Here is a 14,629-nt window from a genome sequence, read left to right as displayed (position 1 = left end):
TAGCTCCGGCGCCGGGACGCCTCGTAGAGCACGACGCCCGCGGCGACACCGGCGTTCAGGGACTCCGTGCCGCCCGGCATGGGGATCCGCACGCGGTAGTCGCAGGTCTCGCCGACCAGACGCGAGAGGCCCTTGCCCTCGCTGCCGATGACGATCACCACGGGACCGGAGAGCGCCTCGAGGTCGCCGACCTCGTGATCGCCGTCCGCCGCGAGGCCGACGATCGCGAGCCCGGCCTTCTTGTAGGCCTCCAGGACGCGGGTGAGGTTCGTGGCGCGCGCCACCGGCGTACGCGCCGCGGCACCGGCGGCCGTCTTCCAGGCGCCCGCGGTCATCCCGGCGGCGCGCCGCTCGGGCACGACGACGCCGTGACCGCCGAAGGCGGACGCGGAACGCACCACGGCACCCAGGTTCCGCGGGTCCGTCACACCGTCGAGGGCGACGATCAGCGGGTCCTCGCCCTGGTCGTACGCGGCGGCCGCGAGCTCCTCGGGGTGCGCGTACTCGTAGGGCGGCACCTGGAGCACGAGGCCCTGGTGGTTGAGCCCGTTGGTCATGCGGTCCAGCTCGGGCCGCGGGGCCTCCATCAGGTGGATGCCGCCGCGCTCACCGGCGAGCTGCAGCGCCTCACGCACGCGCTCGTCGTTGTCGATGAACTGCTGGACGTAGAGCATCGAGGCCGGCACGCCCTCGCGCAGCGCCTCGACGACGGAGTTGCGTCCGACGACCATCTCGGAGGTGCCCTTGCCGCGGCCCTTCACGGAGGCGGGACGTCGGCCGCCACCGCCGGGACCGCCGGTGGCCTTCTTGGCCGCGGCGTTGGCGATGCGGTTCTTCTTGTGTCCCTTGCGCGCCTCGGCGGGCGGCGTCGGGCCCTTGCCCTCAAGGCCGCGGCGCCGATTTCCACCGCTGCCGACCTGCGCGCCCTTCTTGCCGGACATGCGGCGGTTGTTAGCGGCCATGACCTACCTGTCTCTGTGATGCGTGCGGCTGTCCGCGTACTGCGTGACTGCCCACTGCGGGAGTGCGTACGTATATGAAGTGTGCCGCCCGGGTCGCCGGGCGGCACATCGCGAGGTCAGACGCTCAGCGCGGGCCGAGAGTCCACCGCGGTCCGGTCGGGCCGTCCTCGATGACGAGGCCCGACTGGTTGAGCTGATCACGGATGGCGTCGGCGGTGGCCCAGTCCTTGCGGCCACGCGCCGCCTCCCGCTGCTGGAGCACGAGGCGGACGAGCGTGTCGACGACGCCGTGGATGCTGTTGGAAGATCCGGTGTCGCCGCGGTCGCCCTCGCCGACCCAGTGCGGGTCGAGCGGGTCGAGGCCGAGCACGGCCAGCATGGCCCGCACCTCGGCGAGCCGCTCCACCGCGGCTTCCTTGTCGTCGGCGGCCAGGGCGGAATTGCCCTGCCGGACCGTCGTGTGGACGATGGCGAGCGCCTGCGGGACGCCCAGGTCGTCGTCCATCGCGTCGGCGAAGGCGGGCGGCACGTCGGCGGCGGGCTCCACGACGCCCCCGGCCTTCTCCACCACGCGCTGCACGAAGCCCTCGATCCGCGCGAACGCGGACTCGGCCTCGCGCAGGGCCTCCTCGCTGTACTCGATCATCGAGCGGTAGTGCGGGGTTCCCAGGTAGTAGCGCAGGACGATCGGGCGCCACTTCTTGACCATCTCGGAGACGAGGACCGAGTTGCCGAGCGACTTGGACATCTTCTCGCCGCTCATGGTGACCCAGCCGTTGTGCACCCAGTACCGCGCGAAGGCGTCGCCGAAGGCCTTGGCCTGGGCGATCTCGTTCTCGTGGTGCGGGAAGATCAGGTCGATGCCGCCGCCGTGGATGTCGAACTCGCGGCCGAGGTACTTGTGGGCCATCGCCGAGCACTCCAGGTGCCAGCCGGGACGGCCGCGGCCCCAGGGGGTCTCCCAGCTGGGCTCCCCTTCCTTGGCCCGCTTCCACATGGCGAAGTCACGCGGGTCGCGCTTGCCGGTCTCGCCCTCGCCCTCGGGCTGCAGGAGGTTGTCCAGCTCCTGGTTGGACAGCTCCAGATAGCCCGGGAAGGACTTCACGTCGAAGTAGACGTTGCCGTCCGACTCGTACGCGTGGCCGCGCTCGATCAGGCCGCGCATCATCTCGACCATCTCGGTGATGTGGCCGGTGGCGCGCGGTTCGTACGTGGGCGGGAGGCAGCCGAGGACGTCGTAGCCGTCGTTGAAGGCGCGCTCGTTCTCGTACCCGATCGACCACCACGGGCGGCCCTGCTCGGCCGACTTCCGGATGATCTTGTCGTCGATGTCCGTGACGTTGCGGATGAAGGTGACGTCGTAGCCGCGGTGGTCGAACCAGCGGCGCATGATGTCGAAGTTGAGACCCGACCGGATGTGCCCGATGTGCGGGGCCGCCTGCACCGTCGCGCCACACAGGTAGATCGAGACACAACCGTCGATGAGCGGGCTGAAGTCTCGGATCTGCCGGGCGCTGGTGTCGTAAAGGCGAATCGTCACCACTCCAGAGTAGTGGTCGCAGAACAGTGCCCTGCGACCTCCGGGGTCAACAGGGCACGGAACTGTGACATGTGCGGGGCCGCGAGGGCCTCAGATGCGGCCGACGACCTTGCGCGGAGTGACGCGGACGACGACGCGGGGGTCGTCGTTCACGGAGGACGGGTTGAACTCCGCGTACTTCAGGCCGGTGTACTTCAGCGCCAGCTCGTCGATGAGCTCCTGCCCGCCCTCGGTGGTCATCGTCACCTCGCCGCGGATCTCGGCGTACGTGTACGGCGAGTCGAAGGGCTGAAGGAGCACCGTCACGCGCGGATCGCGGCGCAGGTTCTTCTCCTTGCGGCGGCCGATCGTGGTGGAGAAGAGCAGCTCGTCGCCGTCACGCTTCACCCAGACCGGTGAGACCTGCGGGCTGCCGTCGGGCTGGATCGTGGCGACGGAGATGAAGACGGGGGTGTCGAGAAGGGCCTTGAGCTTGTCGGACAGTTCGGCTGCCATGGGGGTGCCTCTCTCTCGTACGTCGATGGATGACGTTGAGCCGTGCAGGGGTGCGTTTCCCGATACTCCTCCAACACACCCCGTCCCAGCGGCATTTCGCCCGGCGCCGCCGCGCCCGTCAGCCCGCCCGCACGACCAGTGCCGTCGCGATCGCGGCGAGGCCCTCGGCGCGGCCGGTGAGGCCGAGCCCGTCCGTCGTCGTGCCGGACACGGCGACCGGGGCGCCCGCGGCGGCGCTCAGCGTCTTCTGCGCCTCGTCGCGCCGCTTGCCGACCTTGGGGCGTACGCCGATGACCTGGACGGCGATGTTGCCGATCTCGAAGCCTTCGGCGCGCACGATCCTGGCGGCTTCGGCAAGCAGCGTCACGCCGGAGGCGCCGGACCACTCGGGCCTGCCGGTGCCGAAGTGCGCGCCGAGGTCGCCGATGCCGGCCGCGGAGAACAGGGCGTCGCAGGCGGCGTGCGCGGCGACGTCCCCGTCCGAGTGCCCGGCGAGGCCCGCGCTCTCGCCCTCCCAGAGGAGCCCGGCACACCACAGCTCGCGCCCTTCCTCGAAGGCGTGCACGTCGGTGCCGATGCCGACCTGGGGCATGCGGATCCGCTGGGGCTGCTGGGGCTGGTTCTCAGAAGCCATCGTTGGCCCTCCTGCGGGCGAGTACGGCCTCGGCCAGGACGAGGTCGAGGGGCCGCGTCACCTTGAAGGCCTCTTCGTGACCGGGTACGACGACGACCTGGAGGCCCAGCTGCTCGACCATGCTGGCGTCGTCCGTGACGTTGTCGGTGACCGTCGCGTGGGCGCGGACGAGGGTGTCGCGGTCGAAGCCCTGCGGGGTCTGCACGGCGCGCAGGCGGGCCCGCTCGGGCGTGGCCACCACGGGCTCGGGCGCTCCCGGCTGTTTGGGGTCCCCCGGCTCGACCTGCTTGACGGTGTCGGCGAGCGGCAGCGCGGGGACGACGGCGGGGGCGCCTTCGCGTACGGCCTCGATGACCCCGTCGACGGTGTCGACGGGCACAAGCGGGCGGGCCGCGTCGTGCACCAGGACGACGCGGATGCCCTCCGGCAGGGCGTCGAGGCCGAGCTTCACGGACTCCTGGCGGGTTTCGCCGCCGGGGACCACCACGAAGTCGGTGCGCTCGGGCAGGGCGTGGTCGGCCAGGAGTGACTTGACCTCGGCGGCGCCATCCGGCGGGGCCACGACGACGACGAGCGAGACGGCGCGGGACGCGGCCATGGCGCGTACCGCGTGGATGAGCATGGGCGTGCCGTTCAGCGCGCGGAGCGCCTTGGGGGCGCCCGGGCCGAGCCGTACGCCGCGTCCGGCGGCGGGGATCACGACCGCGGTGCGGGATTCCTCAGACATCGCTTCCGTTCAGGTTTGTGTGCTCGGCCGAGGTGGGTATGGCCACAGCGACGCCGGGCGCGGGCCTTGACCGGACCCTTCCGTGACATCTGGTCGAGCCAGCTGCCCGAGCCCGGCACGCACACCAAGCACCAAGCAGCACCGAGTACGAGGTAACGAATTCAGGGATTGCGTCTGGGTACGAAGCTGCCCTGGGTACGAACATGCCGCAGCGCCCGGCGACACCATTGAGGGTCAGCGGGCACCGCGGCATTTCATGGCGCCAAGACGTATGCGTATGTCAGGACGCGATCAGGACGCGAGGACCTCGTCAAGCAGGGCCTCGGCCTTGTCCTCGTTCGTGTTCTCCGCGAGGGCGAGCTCGCTCACCAGGATCTGGCGAGCCTTGGCGAGCATGCGCTTCTCACCCGCGGACAGTCCGCGCTCACGCTCACGACGCCACAGGTCACGCACGACTTCCGCGACCTTGATGACATCGCCCGATGCGAGCTTCTCGAGATTTGCCTTGTAGCGACGGGACCAGTTCGTGGGCTCTTCGGCGTACGGCGCGCGCAGTACTTCGAAGACCCGGTCGAGCCCGTCCTGACCGACCACATCACGTACGCCGACGAACTCCGCATTGTCCGCAGGCACACGTACCGTCAGATCGCCCTGAGCGACCTTCAGCACCAAGTAGGTCTTGTCCACGCCTTTGATCTGGCGAGTCTCAATGGCCTCGATCAGCGCGGCCCCGTGATGGGGATAGACCACGGTGTCGCCAACCTTGAACGTCATGTGACAGGTACCCCTTCCGTGGCTATCCATCCTAACACGAGAACCGCCTCTTCTGAATGGCGTTTTCGCAGGTCAGGGCATATCTCGGGGCTTGACAACAGCAACAGGAACGTGCTGCGAAGGGCTTGTGGAGCGAGGTATTCGCAGGTGGGAGCGGCTCTCCGGGGAAGGAGAAACGCGCCCGTTACACGCCCTCCGAGAGCGCTCCACGAGGCTGAACGTCCCGGTTTGCCAGGTTCCAAGCGGTGAACTTCCGCTACTCCGTTCGGCTACCGGAGAGACGTACCGGTCGGCCTTCGGCATGAATCCGGAATTGATCAAGCGCCCCCGGTGATCAATTTCCGGCACTTCCCCGGACCGCCATGCATTCCTTACCGGAAATCCGCAGGACGGGCCGCGATGACTCTTGACGGCTCTTATGTGAATGGTGAACGAGAGGGCAATGGCGCGGAGGTGACGGCAGTGACATCCGCGGCGGGACACGAGGGGCGCGGGAGAGGCTCACGGGCCGTAGGGGCGGGTCGGGTGCGGTGGCGCGGGAACGGCTCGGTAACCTAAGCCCGCTGACACACACTTAGGGCGGCTTTATGGCCGCCCGCCCCTCCCGTACCGCCCTCGTTCAAGGAGTTGCCGCCGCCGTGAGCCGCAGCCTTCGACGTGGCGCCATCGCCGCCACCGCCATCGCGTTCTCGCTCGCGTCGCTCGCCGCGTGCGGCGCCGGTAACAACGCTCAGACGCACGAGATCAAGCCGGACAACGCCGCGACCGCCGTCGGCGACATCAAGATCCAGAACGCCATGGTGATCACCCAGCCCGACCTGAAGTCGACGGGCCCCGCGGTGATCGCCGCCACGATCTTCAACAACGGCAGCACCGACCAGACCCTGGACGGGATCAAGGTCAACGGCACCGGCAAGACGGCCAAGATCACGCCGGCCAAGGACGACAAGACCTCCAAGCGCGGCGGCCCGCTGACCATCCCCGCCGGTGGCTCCGTCGTCATCGGTGGCAAGGACAACGCCGCCGCCGTCCTGCCCAGCAGCCGCGAGGCCGTCAAGGACGGCAACGCGCAGGCGGTCACCTTCGCCTTCAGCAAGACCGGCGACGTGAAGATGAAGACCTTCGTCGTGCCGGCCGAGAGCTACTTCAAGAAGTGGGGCCCGACCGAGGTTCCCGACGCTCCGGGCTCGAAGCCGTCGACGAAGCCTTCGGGCTCCGCGAGCGGTGAGCCCGCCGAGGGCGCGTCCTCCGGTGCGAGCACCAACCCTTCGGGGCAGCCGTCCGGGCAGCCGTCGGGCAACGCGTCCGGTGCGGCGAACACGGACCCGTCCGGCGCCGCGTCGCACGATGCGGGTGCGGGTGCCGGTTCCGAGCACTGATCGACGTACACACGAGAGGGCGGGAACCCGGCACCGGGTTCCCGCCCTCTCGTGTGTCTGCCGCGTCTACAGGGGGCCATCTACAGGGGGGCCGTCTACGGCTCGAACTTGTAGCCGAGGCCCCGCACCGTCACCAGGTAGCGCGGTGCCCCCGGGTCCGGCTCGATCTTGGCGCGCAGCCGCTTGACGTGGACGTCGAGGGTCTTGGTGTCCCCTACGTAGTCCGCGCCCCAGACGCGGTCGATGAGCTGCATGCGGGTCAGGACGCGGCCCGCGTTGCGCAGGAGCATCTCCAGGAGGTCGAACTCCTTGAGGGGCAGGTCGACCTTGGAGCCGGAGACGGTGACCACGTGGCGGTCCACGTCCATGCGGACCGGGCCCGCCTCCAGGGCCTGCGGTGCGACCTCCTCGGGCTCTCCGCGGCGGCGCAGGACCGCGCGGATGCGGGCCACGAGTTCACGGGACGAGAAAGGCTTCGTCACGTAGTCGTCGGCTCCTATTTCGAGGCCGACCACCTTGTCGATCTCACTGTCCTTGGCGGTGACCATGATCACCGGGACGTTGGAACGGCCGCGCAGCTGACGGCAGACCTCCGTGCCGGGCAGGCCCGGCAGCATCAGGTCGAGCAGGACGAGGTCGGCGCCGTTGCGCTCGAACTCGTCGAGTCCGTCCGGGCCGGTGGCCGCGATGGCGACCTCGAAGCCCTCTTTGCGAAGCATGTAGGACAGGGCGTCGGAGAAGGACTCCTCGTCCTCTACGACGAGCACTCGGGTCACGGAAGGACCTCCGGGGCAGGAATGGGTTCGTACGAAGTGGTCTCGTCGGGCCGTGCGGTGCCGGCTTCGCTGCCGTCTCCGCCGTGACCGGATCCGCGGTCGCGGTTCGCGGCTGCCTCGGGCAGCCGCAGGGTGAAGGTGGAGCCCTGTCCCTCGGAGCTCCACACGGTGACCTCCCCGCCGTGCGAGGCGGCCACATGTTTGACGATGGCGAGGCCGAGGCCCGTGCCGCCGGTGGCGCGGGAGCGCGCCGGGTCCACTCGGTAGAAGCGCTCGAAGATGCGCTCCTTGTCCTTGTCGGAGATGCCGATCCCCTGGTCGGTGACGGCCACCTCGATGAGATCTCCGCCGGGTGCGGTGACGCGGCGGGCCGCGATGCCCACCCGGGTGCGGGCGGGCGAGTAGTTCACGGCGTTCTCGACGAGGTTGCCGAGTGCCGCGGCGAGCTGGCCGCGGTTGCCCCATATCTGCAGGTCGGCGGTGCCGCCCGCGGCCATGGTGATCTGTTTGTGCGAGGCCTGGTGGCGGCTGCGGTCGATCGCCTCCGCCACCAGTTCATCGACACGGACGGGTTCGGCGTCCTCCAGGGGGTCGTCGTTCTGGACCCGGGAGAGGTCGATGAGCTCCTGGACGAGGCTGGTCAGGCGGGTCGCCTCGATCTGCATGCGGCCGGCGAAGCGCTCGACGGCCTCGGGGTCGTCCGAGGCGTCCATGACGGCCTCGGAGAGAAGGGAGAGGGCCCCTACCGGGGTCTTGAGCTCATGGCTCACGTTCGCGACGAAGTCGCGTCGTACGGCCTCGATGCGGCGGGCCTCCGTGAGGTCCTCCACCAGGAGCAGGACCAGGCGGGAGCCGAGGGGGGCCACGCGTGCGGAGACGGCCAGGGCCTCTCCGCGGCCGGTGCCGCGGCGTGGCAGGTCCAGCTCGACCTGGCGTATCTCGCCGTCACGGCGGGTGTCGCGCGCCATCTGGAGCATGGGCTCGACCGCGAGCTTGCCGCCGCGGACCAGGCCGAGTGCGTACGCAGCCGAGCTGGCCTTCACCACGCTGTCCGCCTCGTCGAGGACGACGGCGGACGAGCGGAGCACGGAGAGGACCGTGTCGACGCCCGGCGGCAGTACGGGGTCTGTGTGCAGGGAGGTCCGGGTGGGGCGTTTCAGGTCGCGCTCGCTCCAGCGGAACGCCAGCATGGCGATGACACCGGTGCACACCCCGGCGATCGCTGCCGCTGCGGCGACCGCCGCGTTCACGTCCATGCCTCCAGGTTATGCGCCGGATGAGCACCTGCCCCAGCCATCCGGGTGCCGCCTCGAACACTCGTCGCCCAGAGTTCACCGAGGGGACGGTGCTGGTTCACTTCGGCTGAACGGGTTACTCCGGGCCGCGCGGGCCCGGCTCCGGGCCGGGCGCTTCCCGTCGCCCACAGTTCACCTCGGTGACAGGGGCGGTTCATTCGGGATGTCGGAAACGGACGCGTCCGGGCCGCACCGTGGGAGCGTGGGGGTCACCCCCCGGGACGTACTAGAGAGGGACATCCACATGCGGGACGCGTACCACGAGGAACTTGACTCGATCGGCGAGGGCCTGGTCGAGATGGCCCGTCTGGTCGGGTCCGCGATCGGGCGCGCCACGACGGCCATGCTCGACGCCGATCTGAAGCTGGCGGAGAGCGTGATCGCCGGCGACCAGAAGGTCGACGATCTCCAGCACGAGCTGGAGGCGCGGGCGATAGCCCTGCTCGCGCGGCAGCAGCCGGTCGCCACGGACCTGCGCATCGTCGTGACCTCGCTGCGGATGAGCGCCGACCTGGAGCGCTCGGGCGACCTCGCCCAGCACGTCGCCAAGCTGACCCGCCTGCGCTTCCCGGCGTCGGCCGTTCCGCAGGATCTGCACGCGACGATCCTGGAGATGGGGCAGCTCGCGCAGCGTCTCATGGCCAAGGCGGCGGAGGTCATCATCACGAAGGACGTCGACCTGGCGCTCCAGCTGGAGCAGGACGACGACGAGATGGACCTGCTGCACCGGACGCTCTTCCAGCACCTGATGGAGGACCGCTGGAAGCACGGCATCGAGACGGCCGTGGACGTGACACTGCTCGGCCGCTACTACGAGCGGTTCGCGGACCACGCGGTGTCGGTGGCGAAGAGGGTCGTCTACCTGGTCACCGGCGAGCACGCGGACGAGATCCAGCCCACGGGAACGCCCGTCGAAGGCGCCTGAGCCCTTCATGTCGGGCGACGTGCGTGCAAAGGGGTGTGTCCCGCACCGATGATGGTGCGGGACACACCCCTTTCTGGTCTGTTCTGGTCGGGGTGCCTCAGCCGCAGCAGCCGCCGCACTGGCACGGTCCGCCCGACTGACAGCCACAGCCGCAGCCCGAGCCGCAGCCGCAGGCGCCGAGGAGCACGAGCGTGGGCAGGCCAGGCGTATCGGACGGCTGCTCGGGGACGGGTTCGGTCATGGGGGACTCAGCCATGGGTCTCCTCCTCGAAGGCGAACTGCCTGTTGCCCGTTCCATGCCCACTGGGAGGGGCGCACCAACGGCGCACACGCGCGCGGGGGTCACCCGGCCTGCGGTGCCCGCGCCCACCCCCGCCCCCTCCGCCGGGAGCCCCCTCATCAGCGACCAGTAGCCGACGGCGGCGACCGTTCCGATGACCGCGCAGATGCCCCAGAGCCACTGCGCGCCGAAGCGGTCGATGACGAAGCCGGACATCAGCGGGGCGACGAGCGCGGCGACGGCCCACGACAGGGTGTACATGCCTTGGTAGCGCCCCCTGCCGTGGGTCGGCGAGAGCTGGACGACGAGGCCGGTCTGCGTGGGTGCGTTGATGATCTCGGCGAGGGTCCAGACGCACACGGTGAGGGCGAAGACGCCGATGGACCCGGCGAAGGCGGTCAGGCCGAAGCCGTAGCCGGCGAGCAGCGCGGAGATGACCAACAGGCGCTGTGGGTCGCGGTGTTCGATGAAGCGCGTGACCGGGATCTGGAGGGCGACGATCAGTACGCCGTTCACGGCGATGGCCATTCCGTAGTCGGCGGGCGTGAACCCGGCCTCCCCCATGGCGACGGGCAGCCCCACGGAGCCCTGCTGGAAGATCAGCGCGAGGAGGAAGGAGAGCCCCACGACGCCCATGAAGCGTCCGTCGCGCAGGACGGTCCCCAGGCCGACGTCCGGTTCCGATGCCTTCTCCAGGGCAGTCCGCACGGGCCGCGACTCCGGCAGCTTCGCGAAGACGACGATGGCGCAGGCCATGGTCATCACGGCTTCGATGAGGAACCCGGCGAGATAGCTGAACTCGGCGATGAAGCCGGCGCCGGCGGACGAGATGGCGAACCCGAGGTTGATGGCCCAGTAGTTGAGCGAGAAGGCCCGCACCCGGTCCTCGGGGCGGACGATGTCGGCCATCATCGCCTGGACGGCGGGCCGGGACGCGTTGCTCGCCATGCCGACGAGGAAGGCGACGGCCGCGATGGCCAGGGGGTCCTTCATGAAGCCGAGGAGGGCGACGGTCAGGGCGGTGGAGGCCTGGGCGATGAGGAGGGTGGGCCGCCGCCCGAGCCGGTCCGTCATCACGCCCGCGCCGAGCGAGGAGATGACGCCGCCGAGCCCGTGCAGGGCGGCGACGAGTCCGGCGTACGTCGCGGAGTACCCGCGGTCGAGGGTCAGATAGAGCGCCATGAAGGTGGCGACGAAGGCACCGAGGCGGTTGACGAGGGTGCTGGTCCACAGCCACCAGAACTCGCGGGGAAGACCGGAGACGGACTCCTTGGCGGCGCGTCTCAGGGCGGCGAGTGGCATCGGGGTCCCCCACAGGATCAGGCAGATATGTAAGCGTCGCTAGCGACTAGCGCACATTACGATCTGAGAGACCGCGAGGGCCAGTGGATTAGCAGAAGCCGTCAACTGTCGCCCTGCTTGCCGCAGTCCTGTCCGGGGTCCGGGCGGACGCGCGGGGCACCCTGCGGTTCGATTACGCTCAGGGGCATGGCCGACGCACCGTACAAGCTGATCCTCCTCCGCCACGGCGAGAGCGAGTGGAACGCGAAGAACCTGTTCACCGGCTGGGTGGACGTCAATCTCAACGAGAAGGGCGAGAAGGAGGCGGTCCGCGGCGGTGAGCTGCTCAAGGACGCCGGCCTGCTCCCCGACGTGGTCCACACGTCGCTCCAGAAGCGCGCGATCCGCACCGCGCAGCTCTCCCTCGAGGCGGCCGACCGCCAGTGGATCCCGGTCCACCGCAGCTGGCGCCTGAACGAGCGCCACTACGGCGCACTGCAGGGCAAGGACAAGGCGCAGACGCTCGCCGAGTTCGGCGAGGAGCAGTTCATGCTCTGGCGCCGCTCGTACGACACCCCGCCGCCGGCGCTCGACCGCGACGCGGAGTACTCGCAGTTCGAGGACCCGCGCTACGCGACGCTCCCGCCGGAGCTGCGCCCGCAGACGGAGTGCCTCAAGGACGTCGTCGTGCGCATGCTCCCGTACTGGTTCGACGGCATCGTCCCGGACCTGCTGACCGGCAGGACGGTCCTGGTCGCGGCCCACGGCAACTCGCTGCGCGCCCTGGTCAAGCACCTGGACGGCATCTCGGACGAGGACATCGCGGGCCTGAACATCCCGACGGGCATCCCGCTGGCGTACGAGCTGGACGCGGACTTCAAGCCCGTGAAGGCCGGGGGGACTTACCTCGACCCCGACGCGGCGAAGGCCGCGATCGAGGCGGTCAAGAACCAGGGCAAGAAGAAGTAGCCCCGCATTTTCGTGAGCTGAGCCCCCTGCCCGCGGGTTTTCCCGTCGGCAGGGGGCTCTTTGCTGTGCGGGGCGAGTCTTTAGACGTTCACCACGCAAGTGGTGGGAACCCAGCCCTTGAGGCCCCGGTAGCTAATGTAGTTCCACTGGTCGCTGCCCTGGCCGCACTTGTCGTACCACTTACGTGCCTTCTCGTTCTTGAGCTTGCACACGATCTTGCCCTTCGGCACGAGTCCGAGAGCAGTGCCGTTGACACTCTTGGTCTTACGGATCTTGACGCTCTCCTCGGCCTTCTGCTTGTGGCACGCGGCGGACGCGAAGCTTCCGCCGGAGGAAGCAGGTGAAGCAGACGAAGCAGCCGAAGCAGCGACCGCGGGAGTCGAGGCGAAGACAGCACCGGTCAGTACTGCGGCGCCCAGGACACTCGTGAGCTTTTTGCGCATGATTCCCCGTATCTGTGTGAGTGGGACGGGGACAACGCTAGGGAGCCGCACCAACAGTTCGCCAACAGCGGTCGGTCACGGGCTGCCCGTGTCCGAGACCCCCTGGGCGAGCTCGCCCACGGCGTCCAGGATCCAGTGGCCGAAGGCGGTCGGAGCGATCAGGACGCCGAAGACCAGCACGACCGCCATGGTCATCCCCGTGTCGAGCTTGGTCCTGGGCGCCACGCGTCTGCGCAGCAGCACGAAGATGACCACAGCCAGCAGAACCGCGAGGTCGATCGTCATCACCACTGGGCCATCCCCCCATCAGGCAAGAACGTTCCAGTTCCCCTGTGTAGCCCGAACCGTGTGATGGGGGCACTCAGTTGGGCGGGGTTGGCGGCAAAGCGCCCATCCGGGGCCGAATCGGCGGACTTGCCAGCGCGCGGACGGCTACAGCTCTCTCTGCGCCTCGTACAGGTTCCGCGGGCGGACCGTATCCGTGGTCCCGTAGAGCTCGATCCGCGAGTGAAGGTCTCCGGAGAAGTCCGGTACGTCGATCTGGTCGAACTCGCGGACTTCGTTGATGCCCACCGTGGCGCTGTACGGGGCCAGTCCGTCGATCTTCATCAGGCCCGCGCGCCCGTTGGTGACGCGGATGTTCCAGTGGGTGAAGCGGGCTCCGAAGAGAGGGCCCGCGCTGGCGTCTCCTCCGTGGCGGCCGTTGTTGTCGACCGTGATGTCCGTGCGGACGTTCGCGAAGGGCATGCCTCTGTGGCTGTCGAAGGTGCCCATCTCCATGTGGCCCCGGGACCAGACGTTGTAGGAGGACAGGCCCTCTACGTTGATGCCGTGGAGCTGGGTGCCCGAGGGGGCCGGGGTCGTGCGTTCGTCGATCCTGAAGTCCTCGATGAGGTTGTCGTGCGAGCCCTCCCGGCAGAAGTACGGGTGGTGCGAGCCCCGGCCCGTCACGCGGGTGCGGCGCAGGGTGCAGGCGGACGCGCTCACCAGACCGAAGCCGTTGTCCACGTGACGGACCACGATGTCGTCCGCCCAGCAGTCGTACGCGCACTGGAACGTGACCCCGTTGTAGCCCTTGTCCAGGAGGTGGGGGGATTGGGGTGTCTCGCCTGCTTCCAGCGTCAGTGCTTCGACTCCCGCGCCCGTCAGCGCCTTTACGTGCGTCGTCAGGCGTGGGTCCCACTCCTCGCGTACGTCCAGGGGGAGCGGGCGTTCCAGGGTGACCGTGCTCTTCTTTACTGAAGTGATGCGGACCGGCCACTCGTAGGGGACGTACGACGTGAGCTTTGTCTTGTCGTCCCACACGTACGCCTCCGGCCCCTCTCCCCCGCCCGCCATGTGCTCCAGGAGCGTGTGGTCGGCGTCATCCGCCAGGCGCAGGAGCACCAGGTCGCCCTTGCGGAGGCGTGTGGTGTCCGCGACCCTCAGGGTGCGGTCGCCTCGCTTCGCGGGGGCGGTCGTCGTGAGGGTCCGCCACTCGTCCCGCTTGTTGCCCGTCCAGCCCTCGAAGGGCCACGCCTTCGCCTTGACGGCCGACGTCAGGGACTCCCAACGGGACTGCGGGCAGAGCCAGATGAGGCCGCCCGCCCAGGACCAGCTCGACTTGTCGCCGCCGTAGCGGGAGCCGTACGGGCCGATCAGCTCCGTGAGGTTCTTTGTCGCGTGGAGTGTGGTGCGGGCGCTGCCTGCCCCACGGAGCACCACGTTGTCGTGGGCTATGCGGATGATGTCGTCGATGCGGTACGTGCCGGGCGGGACGACGACCGTGCCGCCGCCCCTCGCGCCCGCTTCCGCCAGCGCGCGGTTGATCGCCGGTGCCGCGTCCTGCGTGCCGTCCGGCTTCGCTCCGTAGTCCCTTACGTTCGCGACCACTTCGCGGCGAGGGAGGTGACGGGTGCCGGAGCGGGCGCCCGCGCGGGCTATGTAGGGGATGTGGGGGTGCTTGTACGGGGTGGACCTGAACTCCCGCCAGAGGGTGGGGGTTTCACCGGGCTTCGCCCACGCCGTGCCGCCGGTCGCGGCGACCGCCGCCACCGCGATCGCCCCTCCCAGTACGCCGCGTCTGCTCGGGTGCTCCATGCCCATGTTGCCGCCGCCTTCCATGGATGTGAACGCCGTTCATGTCTGCGATGGGCGCGAGCATGCCACG

The 14,629-nt window shown here is 69.3% G+C and carries 15 protein-coding genes; 3 read left to right on the top strand and 12 right to left on the bottom strand.

The genetic code is table 11. From position 1 onward, the window contains the following. From rlmB to ABD378_RS13765, 6 genes are all read right to left on the bottom strand, one after another. Window positions 1-962: 23S rRNA (guanosine(2251)-2'-O)-methyltransferase RlmB (gene rlmB, locus ABD378_RS13790; RefSeq protein WP_344521011.1), on the bottom strand; the 962-nt coding region annotated here is incomplete at its 3' end. A gap of 124 nt (window positions 963-1,086) precedes the next feature. Then, entirely contained in the window at window positions 1,087-2,502 is a 1,416-nt protein-coding gene (gene cysS / locus ABD378_RS13785; protein ID WP_344521010.1) for a cysteine--tRNA ligase, read from the bottom strand. 90 nt (window positions 2,503-2,592) lie between these two features. Then, window positions 2,593-2,997, bottom strand: a complete 405-nt coding sequence (locus ABD378_RS13780) for a PPOX class F420-dependent oxidoreductase (RefSeq protein ID WP_344521009.1) — start codon at window positions 2,995-2,997, stop codon at window positions 2,593-2,595. 118 nt (window positions 2,998-3,115) lie between these two features. Further along, on the bottom strand, window positions 3,116-3,631 hold the full coding sequence (ispF, locus tag ABD378_RS13775; RefSeq protein WP_344521007.1) for a 2-C-methyl-D-erythritol 2,4-cyclodiphosphate synthase: 516 nt from the start codon (window positions 3,629-3,631) through the stop codon (window positions 3,116-3,118). Further along, window positions 3,621-4,358, bottom strand: coding sequence for a 2-C-methyl-D-erythritol 4-phosphate cytidylyltransferase (gene ispD, locus ABD378_RS13770; RefSeq protein WP_344521006.1), 738 nt, complete (start codon window positions 4,356-4,358; stop codon window positions 3,621-3,623). Before ispD ends, ispF begins: the two co-directional genes overlap by 11 nt. Window positions 4,359-4,649: 291 nt before the next feature. Then, the gene (locus ABD378_RS13765) at window positions 4,650-5,132 is read right to left on the bottom strand and encodes a CarD family transcriptional regulator (RefSeq protein ID WP_003953493.1); all 483 of its coding nucleotides are present in this window, start codon (window positions 5,130-5,132) and stop codon (window positions 4,650-4,652) included. A 638-nt stretch (window positions 5,133-5,770) separates the two neighbouring features. Between ABD378_RS13765 and ABD378_RS13760 the strand changes: the two genes are divergently transcribed. Continuing rightward, the gene (locus tag ABD378_RS13760; RefSeq protein ID WP_344521005.1) at window positions 5,771-6,511 is read left to right on the top strand and encodes a copper chaperone PCu(A)C domain-containing protein; all 741 of its coding nucleotides are present in this window, start codon (window positions 5,771-5,773) and stop codon (window positions 6,509-6,511) included. A gap of 95 nt (window positions 6,512-6,606) precedes the next feature. Here ABD378_RS13760 and phoP read toward each other — a convergent pair whose 3' ends face one another. Together phoP and phoR are read right to left on the bottom strand one after the other, a co-directional pair. Continuing rightward, window positions 6,607-7,278, bottom strand: coding sequence for a two-component system response regulator PhoP (gene phoP / locus ABD378_RS13755; RefSeq protein ID WP_467539963.1), 672 nt, complete (start codon window positions 7,276-7,278; stop codon window positions 6,607-6,609). A 5-nt stretch (window positions 7,279-7,283) separates the two neighbouring features. Continuing rightward, complete coding sequence (phoR, locus tag ABD378_RS13750; RefSeq protein ID WP_344521004.1) at window positions 7,284-8,543, bottom strand: two-component system sensor histidine kinase PhoR; 1,260 nt, start codon at window positions 8,541-8,543, stop codon at window positions 7,284-7,286. Between the two features lie 283 nt (window positions 8,544-8,826). Between phoR and phoU the strand changes: the two genes are divergently transcribed. Further along, window positions 8,827-9,507, top strand: a complete 681-nt coding sequence (phoU, locus tag ABD378_RS13745) for a phosphate signaling complex protein PhoU (RefSeq protein ID WP_344521018.1) — start codon at window positions 8,827-8,829, stop codon at window positions 9,505-9,507. A 97-nt stretch (window positions 9,508-9,604) separates the two neighbouring features. On the opposite strand, the gene ABD378_RS13740 is transcribed toward phoU, so the two are convergent. Continuing rightward, a complete protein-coding gene (locus tag ABD378_RS13740; protein ID WP_344521003.1) occupies window positions 9,605-11,089 on the bottom strand; it encodes an MDR family MFS transporter in 1,485 nt (494 codons plus the stop codon). 186 nt (window positions 11,090-11,275) lie between these two features. On the opposite strand from ABD378_RS13740, the gene ABD378_RS13735 reads away from it, so the two are divergent. After that, window positions 11,276-12,037: a phosphoglyceromutase gene (locus ABD378_RS13735; protein ID WP_344521002.1), complete on the top strand. Its 762-nt coding sequence runs from the start codon at window positions 11,276-11,278 to the stop codon at window positions 12,035-12,037. Between the two features lie 80 nt (window positions 12,038-12,117). On the opposite strand, the gene ABD378_RS13730 is transcribed toward ABD378_RS13735, so the two are convergent. The 3 genes from ABD378_RS13730 to ABD378_RS13720 all read right to left on the bottom strand — a co-directional run bounded on the left by ABD378_RS13730 (window position 12,118) and on the right by ABD378_RS13720 (window position 14,565). Further along, window positions 12,118-12,480, bottom strand: a complete 363-nt coding sequence (locus ABD378_RS13730) for a hypothetical protein (RefSeq protein ID WP_344521001.1) — start codon at window positions 12,478-12,480, stop codon at window positions 12,118-12,120. A gap of 75 nt (window positions 12,481-12,555) precedes the next feature. Next, on the bottom strand, window positions 12,556-12,765 hold the full coding sequence (locus ABD378_RS13725; RefSeq protein ID WP_344521000.1) for a hypothetical protein: 210 nt from the start codon (window positions 12,763-12,765) through the stop codon (window positions 12,556-12,558). Between the two features lie 147 nt (window positions 12,766-12,912). Continuing rightward, complete coding sequence (locus tag ABD378_RS13720) at window positions 12,913-14,565, bottom strand: glycosyl hydrolase family 28-related protein (RefSeq protein WP_344520999.1); 1,653 nt, start codon at window positions 14,563-14,565, stop codon at window positions 12,913-12,915. Window positions 14,566-14,629 lie beyond the last annotated feature (64 nt).

This window comes from Streptomyces rectiviolaceus (assembly GCF_039533825.1).
GTDB classification, from domain to species: Bacteria; Actinomycetota; Actinomycetes; order Streptomycetales; family Streptomycetaceae; genus Streptomyces; species Streptomyces rectiviolaceus.
This window is presented reverse-complemented; position numbering and strand designations above follow the sequence as displayed.

Coding starts and splice junctions, on each gene's coding strand:
- ispD (WP_344521006.1), bottom strand. CDS start 4,358: ATGTCTGAGGAATCCCGCACCGCGGTCGTGATCCCCGCCGCCGGACGC.
- ABD378_RS13730 (WP_344521001.1), bottom strand. CDS start 12,480: ATGCGCAAAAAGCTCACGAGTGTCCTGGGCGCCGCAGTACTGACCGGT.
- ABD378_RS13740 (WP_344521003.1), bottom strand. CDS start 11,089: ATGCCACTCGCCGCCCTGAGACGCGCCGCCAAGGAGTCCGTCTCCGGT.
- ABD378_RS13735 (WP_344521002.1), top strand. CDS start 11,276: ATGGCCGACGCACCGTACAAGCTGATCCTCCTCCGCCACGGCGAGAGC.
- phoR (WP_344521004.1), bottom strand. CDS start 8,543: ATGGACGTGAACGCGGCGGTCGCCGCAGCGGCAGCGATCGCCGGGGTG.
- phoU (WP_344521018.1), top strand. CDS start 8,827: ATGCGGGACGCGTACCACGAGGAACTTGACTCGATCGGCGAGGGCCTG.
- ABD378_RS13725 (WP_344521000.1), bottom strand. CDS start 12,765: ATGACGATCGACCTCGCGGTTCTGCTGGCTGTGGTCATCTTCGTGCTG.
- ispF (WP_344521007.1), bottom strand. CDS start 3,631: ATGGCTTCTGAGAACCAGCCCCAGCAGCCCCAGCGGATCCGCATGCCC.
- ABD378_RS13720 (WP_344520999.1), bottom strand. CDS start 14,565: ATGGGCATGGAGCACCCGAGCAGACGCGGCGTACTGGGAGGGGCGATC.
- ABD378_RS13765 (WP_003953493.1), bottom strand. CDS start 5,132: ATGACGTTCAAGGTTGGCGACACCGTGGTCTATCCCCATCACGGGGCC.
- ABD378_RS13780 (WP_344521009.1), bottom strand. CDS start 2,997: ATGGCAGCCGAACTGTCCGACAAGCTCAAGGCCCTTCTCGACACCCCC.